The 8,779-nt window shown below is 56.0% G+C and carries 6 protein-coding genes and 1 pseudogene; 5 read left to right on the top strand and 2 right to left on the bottom strand.

All coding sequences use genetic code 11. The features are described from left to right. Nucleotides 1–259: pseudogene (locus ACTG3X_RS11515) on the top strand (hypothetical protein); the annotation flags it as partial. A gap of 2 nt (nucleotides 260–261) precedes the next feature. Beyond that, a complete protein-coding gene (locus ACTG3X_RS11520; RefSeq protein ID WP_439111421.1) occupies nucleotides 262–1,554 on the top strand; it encodes a glycosyltransferase family 4 protein in 1,293 nt (430 codons plus the stop codon). A 34-nt stretch (nucleotides 1,555–1,588) separates the two neighbouring features. Here ACTG3X_RS11520 and ACTG3X_RS11525 read toward each other — a convergent pair whose 3' ends face one another. Next, a complete protein-coding gene (locus tag ACTG3X_RS11525; protein ID WP_439111422.1) occupies nucleotides 1,589–2,101 on the bottom strand; it encodes a serine O-acetyltransferase in 513 nt (170 codons plus the stop codon). 168 nt (nucleotides 2,102–2,269) lie between these two features. Between ACTG3X_RS11525 and ACTG3X_RS11530 the strand changes: the two genes are divergently transcribed. Then, a complete protein-coding gene (locus ACTG3X_RS11530; protein ID WP_439111423.1) occupies nucleotides 2,270–5,143 on the top strand; it encodes a calcium-binding protein in 2,874 nt (957 codons plus the stop codon). A 4-nt stretch (nucleotides 5,144–5,147) separates the two neighbouring features. Here the strand turns inward: ACTG3X_RS11530 and epsE are convergent, their stop codons facing one another. Continuing rightward, complete coding sequence (gene epsE, locus ACTG3X_RS11535) at nucleotides 5,148–6,359, bottom strand: exopolysaccharide biosynthesis GT4 family glycosyltransferase EpsE (protein ID WP_439111424.1); 1,212 nt, start codon at nucleotides 6,357–6,359, stop codon at nucleotides 5,148–5,150. 124 nt (nucleotides 6,360–6,483) lie between these two features. Between epsE and ACTG3X_RS11540 the strand changes: the two genes are divergently transcribed. Then, nucleotides 6,484–7,344, top strand: a complete 861-nt coding sequence (locus ACTG3X_RS11540) for a glycosyltransferase family 2 protein (protein WP_439111425.1) — start codon at nucleotides 6,484–6,486, stop codon at nucleotides 7,342–7,344. After that, nucleotides 7,341–8,711, top strand: a complete 1,371-nt coding sequence (locus ACTG3X_RS11545; protein WP_439111426.1) for an oligosaccharide flippase family protein — start codon at nucleotides 7,341–7,343, stop codon at nucleotides 8,709–8,711. The genes ACTG3X_RS11540 and ACTG3X_RS11545 overlap by 4 nt, the downstream gene beginning before the upstream one ends. Nucleotides 8,712–8,779: the final 68 nt, after the last annotated feature.

The following is an 8,779-nucleotide window of genomic DNA, read 5'->3' on the forward strand; positions in this document are numbered from 1 at the left end:
ATATTTGGCGGAGTTTCTGTTGTTTAGTTGGCCCTTGTTTGTCCTTTTTGCCCGCAGCTTTGTTCTTACCAAAGAGACGTACACGTCTCCCTATCTGGGTGCGCTGGCGCTGATCCTCGGGTTTAACCTGTTTGATCTGCTGCCAAATGCCACGATCACCCCGCTGACCTGGATGCTCTGCGGTGCGCTGCTGGGCTATACCGAAAACTACATGCCACGCGTGCGGGCTCACAAAATGAAAATTGAAACGGTAATGTAAGTATGAGCAAACGCCTCAAAGTTCTTATTCTGGCAGATGAATGTAACCCTGAGTGGCCCTCGCTCCCTATTGTTGGCTACAAATATGCGCGTGCGATTGCGGAGCACTGTGATGTGACTGTGGCGACACATGTGCGCAACCGTGAAAACATAGAAAAAGCCGCTCATGGCCTTGATATGGTGTACTTGGACACAGAGTATATTGCTGCGCCGATGTTCAAGTTGGCGCGCTGGCTGCGAGGGGGGGAAGAGGTCGCGTGGTCTACTTCCATGATGATGAATTATCTGCCCTATCTGGCGTTTGAGCGTGAGGTCTGGAAGCATTTCAAGGGCGCATTGAAGGCCCGCGAGTATGATATTGTTCACCGTATCACACCGATGTCACCGACCTTGCCGAGCTATATTGCCCATAAGCTTAAAACCCCTTTTTTGATTGGCCCGCTCAATGGCAATCTGGATTGGCCGAAGGCCTTTCTGGCCGAACAGGCCCGCGAAAAGGAGAAGCTTCGCAGCCTTCGCAACCTTTACAAAATCCTGCCCTTTGCCCGCTCAACCTATGACCGTGCAGCGGCGGTTCTGACAGCCTTCGAACATACCCGTGCCGATCTGACACGCGTTGAGGAGGAGCGGATTGTGATGGTCCCTGAAATCGGCTTTGACCCGGAGATTTTTCACGCCAAAGGCGCACAACCCGCAGGCCAGCGCAGTGACGATGGAAAAAAGCACTTTCTCTATGCAGGGCGGCTTGTGCCTTACAAGCTGCCTGAGCTGCCGATCCGTGCTTTTGCAGCCTCAAAAGCTTTGCAGAAGCATCATCTTCACATTCTGGGCAGCGGACCGGAAGAGGCGCGGATGCGTGCTGTGATTGATGAGTTTGGACTGCAGGATTGTGTCACGCTTGAGGGGCGTAAGTCTCAAGCAGATGTGGCCGAAATGATGCGCGGCTGTGATGGCTTTATCTTCCCGTCTATCCGCGAGCTTGGAGCTGGTGTGGTCATCGAGGCAATGGCCTGTGGCCTTCATTGCCTCGTTGCCGACTACGGTGCGCCCGGGGCTCTGGTGGCGGATGGGCGTGGAGATGCTGTCGCGATTGCGCCGATTGAAGAGATGGTTGAGGGCTTCACCAAAGCGCTCGAGCGCTGTGTTTCAGAACCTGAGCATATGGCCGCTTGTGCCACGCGCGGGCAGGTCTACGCGGAAAGCGCCTACACATGGGCGCAAAAAGGAGACCACGCGAGCGCACTCTACCGCGCGGTTCTTGCGGGCGAAGATTTGCGCCGGTTTGATTTTGCCTGACGCGCCCAGCCGATCAGGACGTTAGGGTAACTGCTTAGGAAATGATTTTTGCAGGGATACCTGCAACCGTGACGCTGGAGGGCACATCTTTTGTCACAACCGCATTGGCCCCTATGATGACATGGTCACCCACAGTGAGGGGGGCCAAGAGCTTTGCTCCCGCGCCCACATCAACGTGGCCACCCAAAACGACAGGGCCTGCCAGCGTGACTTGATGAAAGATCATGCAATTCGGGCCGATCTTGGCATCAGGGTGAATGATAATTCCTGTGGGGTGGGTCAGGCGCAAGCCACCGCCGATTTCGGTTGTGAGGTGGATCTCGCTTTGAGTGATGAGGGACCAGAAGCTGTGGTTGATCACCCAGTATTTGGCAGCCAGCCGCGCAAAAGGTCCTTTGCTTGCCTTGGCCGCTTGATAGCGCCGGATCGCACGTAAAAGCTTACGCCCCGGATCCCAAAAACACTGGACGGTTTCGCGGCTCCAATCCGGGATCGAGGCAGAGACATTTGCGTCATCAGGCGCAGCGTCGGTAAGAATTCGGCTCATTTCGACCTCAAATCAGCACTCGTGACAAAATCCTGCCCTTTTCAGCCTTTAAGGCAAGCAGTCAAAGCCTATCTTAGAACGCAAGACCAAACGTCTTCAAGGGAGTAGACCTGAATGATCTTAAAGAGATGCGCGTACTTGTTTATCGTGCTGCTTTGGCTGCCAATGATGGCACAGGCAAAGGACGCACGAGTTTATATTTTTGGCAACTCGTTGATCAACCATTTAGAGGGCGGCGACGAAACGACTGTCCCGTATTGGCTGGCCCAAATGGCCAAAACGGGTGGACATAGTTTTGCAGCAGACGGGCAGTGGGGCTTCTTGCGTGATTTCGTGCGCGAGGAAGAGCCCATTTCCAACTGGTCCTTCAAGGGTGTGAAGTCTGCATGGAACCGCGACCGCGTACGCTTTGCGCAAGCTGATTTGACTCATATTATGGTCAACCCGGCCAACTTCATTCAATATCAAACGCCAGATGCACCCTTTGATGGCGACAATCCTGATGGCGCCTCGCCAGTCTCGACCATGCTACAGCTTATGGACACCAAAGTCGGCGCACGCCCCCTTTTGATCTATGAAGGCTGGGCAGAGATGGCAGGTGTTGCTGGCAGCTTCCCGCCTCGAGCGCGGGGGCTTCGCAAGTTTCACGAGTATAACATAGGTGACTATCACGACTGGTATGTCGATCTGGCCGCCCAAGTGAGTGCGAGCCGCCCTGAGGCCGATGTTAAGCTCATTCCAGTTGCGCGAACGCTCTCACAGCTCTTGAGTGAAGCGCCGCTCAATGAAATTCCTGTTGAGGATTTGTATCTTGATGATGCGCCCCATGGTGCGCCAACGCTCTACTACCTTGCCGCAATGGCTGTTTACCCTGCACTTTACGGTGAGCCAGCACCAAGCGAGATGCAACTGCCCGAGTCGATCCATCCTTTGGTGCGTGACAATCAAGCGGCGATTGCGGCGCGGATCGCGGCTTTGCAAGGCGGCGAGGAACAGGCTGCAGCCACAGTGCCTGCACCTGAGCTGCCAAGCGCAGCAGTTGCCACGACAGAAGTGCTGCCCGTTTTGTCGGCTGTCCCACAGGGGCAGCTGCAAAATCCGTCGCTTGCCCTTGGGCTTGACGGCGTTTCCGACTGGTCTACACAACATCCCTTCCTGAACATCATGAAAACCGCGCGCCCTTGGGTCGGACATGTGGGAGACGAGTGGGGCGCGATCCAGATGAGCGATCTCATGGAGCGGGGGCTTATTGATCCTTTCGGTTATCCGCGCCGTTTGCCTGCCGAGGCAAGCAAGCTTGAAGCCTTTGTCATGACAGACCAGCCCGAGGCGGCCACAGATATGGCCAGCCGCTACCGCATCCGCTGGAAAGGGGAAGGCAAGCTCTCGGTGACTGGGCGCGGGCAGACCTCGCGTGGTGCTGGCGATGGCAACGAAATTTGGTTGAGCTACACCCCTGGCGAAGGCCTCGTTGCCATAGGGATTGAGAGCACCGACCCTAACGGCACAGGCAATTATATCCGCGATATCGAGATTGTCAGAGAAGACCATATCCCGCTTTTTGAAGCAGGTGCCACATTTAACCCAGCATGGATCGCGCGTATCGAAAATGCGCGCAGCCTGCGGTTTATGGACTGGATGCTCACCAACGGTTCACCTGTGAAGACCTGGGAAGGCCGCCCAACCGAAAAGAATTTTTCTTACGCTTGGCAAGGTGTGCCTGCCGAAGTGATCATTCGGTTGTCAAATCAGGTCGGGGCTGACCCTTGGATCTGTATGCCACATGAAGCCGATGACGCTTACATGCGCCAGTTTGCAGAGCTGACCAAAGCCACGCTTGATCCGCGTTTGAAAGCTTATGTCGAGTTTTCCAACGAGCTGTGGAACCATATTTTCCCCCAAACCAAATGGGCGGTTGAAGAGGCGCGCAAGCGTTGGAATGTAGAGGCCGATGCTTGGATGCAGTTTTCGGGCCTGCGGGCTGCCGAAGTGATGGGGATTTGGTCAGATGTCTACGGCACTGAAGCTGACACGCGCCTTGTGCGCGTGATGGGCGTTCACACAGGCTGGCAAGGGCTGGAAGAGCCGTTCCTAGAGGCCCCCCTCGCGGTTGCTGAAGGGCTTGCCCCACCCAAGGAGAGTTTTGATGCCTATGCCGTGTCAGGCTATTTTGGCTTTGATTTGGGGCTAGAAGAAGAGGGCTTGCCCAAACTGCGCCAAGCCGTAGCAAAATCTGTTGCCAAAGCCGAAGAGGTTGGCCGCGCCAAAGGGTTGCAGCGCCGCGCACTAGAAGCCGAAATCGAGCCGATCCGCTTTGATGCGGCTTACCCCGAAGTGGCCGAAATGCTCTGGGAGGGCTCTTTCAAGGAGCTGACAGAAAGCGCTTGGCCCTATCACGCGGGTGTTGCACGCGAACTTGGGATGCAGCTTGTCATGTATGAAGGTGGTACGCATGTGACCCCTCATGGTGAAGCGATCAATGATGAAGACTTGGTCGAGTTTTTTATCTCGTTCAACTATGATGCAGAGGTGGGTAAGCTCTATGAAGAGCTGCTCCGCCGCTGGCGAGATGTCGGTGGAACGCTGTTCAACGCGTTTGTCGATGTGGCCCCGGCCACCAAATACGGCAGCTGGGGCGCATTGCGCCACCTGCAAGATGAAAATCCGCGCTGGGACGCGCTCATGGCTGCGAATGCGATCCAGCCAGATCTGCCTGCGCGCGCCGACGGCACCTTTCGCAACGGTGTCGTGCTTTATGGTGGGCAAGGGCCAGACAGGCTTGTTGGAACAGCCGAGGAAGACGCCCTCATCGGTGGCCCCGGAGATGACTTTATGGTCTCTGGCGGCGGTGCTGACCATTTCAACGGCGGTGCCGGGTTTGACACGGTTGAGTTGGTCGGGCGCTCTGAGGAGTACCAGCTTTTTGAGGCTGGCGGGCTTGTGCACGCACAGCGCGGCTCCGTCACAAGCTATCTGCGCGATGTAGAAACGCTCTACTTTTCGGGCGAACCGACGCGCAAATTCCGACTCGCATTTCAGTGAGGGGCTAGGCCTTCAGCCCTTCAATCAGGGTCTCAGCGCCTTTGTGTGATGAGAAGCCATGAACGATTGTGTCGCGCCCCGCTGCCGAGAGAGCCTTGAGCTTTTCGCCATCAGTGGCCAGATTTTCGATCGTGTCAGCCAAAATTTCGGGGGCTTTGGGGGCAACAAGAATGCCGTTCACGCCATGCTCGATGAGTTCGGGTACACCGCCAGCATCGGTGCCCACAGTCGGCACAGCGCAGCTCATGGCCTCCATATAGGCAACGCCCAAAGGCTCATGCCAACTTGCGAGCACAAAGATATGTGCGTCCAGAAGCTTTTGGTGCACCATGTCGGCACCGATTGCGCCCAAAAGCGTAACATGGTCTTCAAGGTTAAGGTCTTTAATTTTTTGCGCCAAAACCGCGTAATAACCAGCGCCGCCGTCGTCATCTTGTCCTGCAATTTCAAGGCGTGCATCAATGCCACGATCGCGCAGCAGCTTCACAGCGTCCATCAAATCCTGATGGCCTTTGACCATATTGAGCCGCCCGCATGAAAACAGCTTTAGCGGCTCGCCTGCCTCGGGTGGCTGATAGGGCGCATTGCGTGCAAGCTCGTCGGTATCAACGCCCATGGGTTGCAAATAGAGTTGGTCAGGTACGTCTCCCCCCAAGGCCTCGCGCAGCTCACCGCGTAACTTGCGGGTGATGACGGTTCCGAAGCGGGCATGACGCCACTTAAAGCCTTGCCCGGGGCCGTAATCAGACATTGGGCCATGAAGGGTGAGAGAATAGTCCACCCCCCAGATCACTTTGGCGAGGGCCGCAATCGTGGCTGCGCGGCGTGCCGAATGGGCGTGAACATGGGTTATACCTTCTTTTTTGCAGGCGCGCGCCAAGCGCCGCGCCGCTGGCAGGCTCAGCAGGATGTCTTTGAGAAACTCGCGTGGCTCACGCCGCAAATCCTCTTTGAGCACGGACCAAGGAAAGCGCAAAAGTGCCAAGGCCGCATTTATGACGGACATGTCCACCAGATAGTTGGTACGGCGCATCGCGGTGTCTGACCAGCTGTGCGAGATAAGCCCGGCAGGGGGCATCCGCGTGCTGAAAAGCGTCACATTCACGCCCAGATTTTGTAGTTCAAGGATCTCACGCCAAAAGAAAATATGGGTTTGACCCGGAAACTGGGGTATTAGGATGCCAATTTTTTCAGGAACTTTTGAGTTGTTTTGCAAAATACGCCTCTTTCTCAAGAGCAGAATCGTTAAGGGTATTGGCATGGTTGCGCCAGATAATTTTGCCAGAGACTGCACTGTGAAGCACTCTGCCTGCAACCCTGCACTTTGTGAGGTTTTTTAAGTGGCAGGTCTCTCAGTGATTATTCCTGCCAGCAACGAAGCTGGCGAAATCGGTGGCTGCCTTGAGGCGCTTCTGGCCTCGAACCCCAAGCCTGGCTACGGCTCAGGCTCTATTCCTGTGCCAATGCCGATTGAGATCTTGGTCGTGGCCAATGGTTGTGCTGACAGCACTGCAGATATCGCGCGCAGTTTTGCGCCCAAATTCAAAGCTATGGGCTGGGATTTTCAAGTGATCGAACGGTATGAGGGCGGTAAAATGGGCGCGCTGAATGCTGGTGATGCCGCTGCACGCCATCGTGCGCGGGCCTACCTTGATGCCGATGTGCGCTTGGATGTGGCACTCTTGGACAAACTGGCGCGCGTTTTGCAATCAGATAAAGCGATCTATGCCAGCGGCCAGTGCCGTATTGCGCCGCCGCACAGCTTTGCTACGCGAGCTTACGCGCGCATTTACGCACGTGTGCCCTTCATGCAGCATGGCGTGCCCGGATGCGGGCTCTTTGGCGTGAGCGCTGCGGGCCGCCGTCGTTGGGGGGCATTTCCTGAGATTATCTCTGATGATACCTATGTGCGCCTCAGCTTTGCCCCGAGCGAGCGGCTGTTGCTGCGCGGTGGCTATACGTGGCCGCTTGTTGAAGGGTTTGCCAACCTCGTGCGCGTGCGCAAGCGCCAGAACGCAGGGGTCGCCGAGATTGAAGCGCTTTATCCGGAACTGACCAAAAACAACGACAAACCGAGCCTCACGCCAGCGCGTATTCTGCGCATGGCGCTGTCTGACCCGATAGGGTTTGCGGTCTACGGTGGCGTTTCGCTTCTAACCCGTTTTGGCAAAGACACAGGCACGTGGAGCAGGGGGCGATGACTCTTTATGCCCGGCTCACCAAAGGCGAGAGCCTCGCGGCCCGCATTCTGCGCGGCGCGGGGCTGACTGTGTTTGGCTTTGGCTGGAGTCAGGCGATGCGGCTTCTGTCCAACCTGGTGCTGACGCGGCTGCTCTTTCCTGAAGCTTTCGGGCTTATGGCGCTCATCACGGTCTTTTTGATGGGCCTCAATATGTTTTCTGACGTTGGCGTTGGCCCCGCCATTTTACAGTCAAAGCGTGGCGACGAACGTGATTTTCTCGACACCGCTTGGACCATTCAGGTCATACGCGGTTGGCTGTTATGGTTGACGGCCTGTGCTTTGGCTTGGCCGCTGGCCCTCTTTTATGAGGTGCCCGAGCTGGTCTATATGCTGCCCGTCACTGCCTTTTCCCAGGTGATCTCGGGCTTCAACACCACGCGATATCTCGAGGCCAACAGGCACCTGCGGCTTGGGCGGATCACCAGCATAGATATGATCAGCCAGCTGATCGGTGTGCTGTCGGCCGTTCTACTTGCCTATTGGCTCCAATCTGTCTGGGCTTTGATCCTGTCTGGGCTGATCAGTGCTGTGGCTGAACTTCTGATTTATGAGTTTTTCTTGCCGGGCGCGCGCAACCGTTTCCGTTGGGAGCGTCTTGCGGCGGACGAGCTTATCAGCTTTGGCAAATGGATATTTCTGTCCACGGTTGCAGGCTTTATCATCACGCAGGCGAGCAAGCTTATGCTGGGTAAATACCTACCGCTCGATGCGTTTGGCGTTTATAATATAGGATATTTTCTAGCCTCTTTCCCGCTGCTTCTTGGGATGGTTCTGGTCAACCGTATGTTGATCCCGATCTATCGGGAGTGGCCACCACTCGAGAGCGCCGAAAACTTTGCGCGTCTGCGAAAGATGCGCTTTGCAGTTTCACTCGCGCTCTTTGGCATGGTTGCAGTCTTTGGGCTTGGGGGTGTCTGGATCGTCGAGTTTCTCTATGATTCGCGCTATGCGCAGGCAGGTCCGATCACTGTCTTGGTGGCGCTCATGCAAATCCCGTTTCTCATCGCTCTCACCTATGATCAGGCCGCGCTTGCGACCGGCGACAGCAAACGCTTCTTTGTGCTTGCGGGCACAAAAGCGGCTTTCACAGTGGCCTGCCTCTACATCGGGCTGGTGCTTGATGGTCTTTCTGGCGCGATCATCGGGCAGGGCGCAGCGATGGTGCTGGCTTATCCTGTTGTTGTCTGGCTCTCCAAACATACCGGGGCTTGGGATGCGTTGCATGATGGCGTTTTGGCCGCCTTGGGTATTTTGCTGGCGCTGCTTTGCTATTGGACCAACCGCGAAGCGCTGGATGCGCTGATTGCGATTAGTGCCAATGCGTAAACAATGTGTTTTTTCCTGCAGAAGCGGATAAACTCGAGGTTCTGCCGTGCAGGGTCAAATTTTGACCG

It is taken from the genome of Lentibacter sp. (assembly GCF_965658795.1).
Classification (GTDB): Bacteria; Pseudomonadota; Alphaproteobacteria; order Rhodobacterales; family Rhodobacteraceae; genus Lentibacter.

Bases quoted from the DNA above. Each gene is read 5' to 3' on its own strand.
- ACTG3X_RS11530 (WP_439111423.1), top strand. From the start codon at position 2,270: ATGGCACAGGCAAAGGACGCACGAGTTTATATTTTTGGCAACTCGTTG.
- ACTG3X_RS11525 (WP_439111422.1), bottom strand. From the start codon at position 2,101: ATGAGCCGAATTCTTACCGACGCTGCGCCTGATGACGCAAATGTCTCT.
- ACTG3X_RS11545 (WP_439111426.1), top strand. From the start codon at position 7,341: ATGACTCTTTATGCCCGGCTCACCAAAGGCGAGAGCCTCGCGGCCCGC.
- ACTG3X_RS11520 (WP_439111421.1), top strand. From the start codon at position 262: ATGAGCAAACGCCTCAAAGTTCTTATTCTGGCAGATGAATGTAACCCT.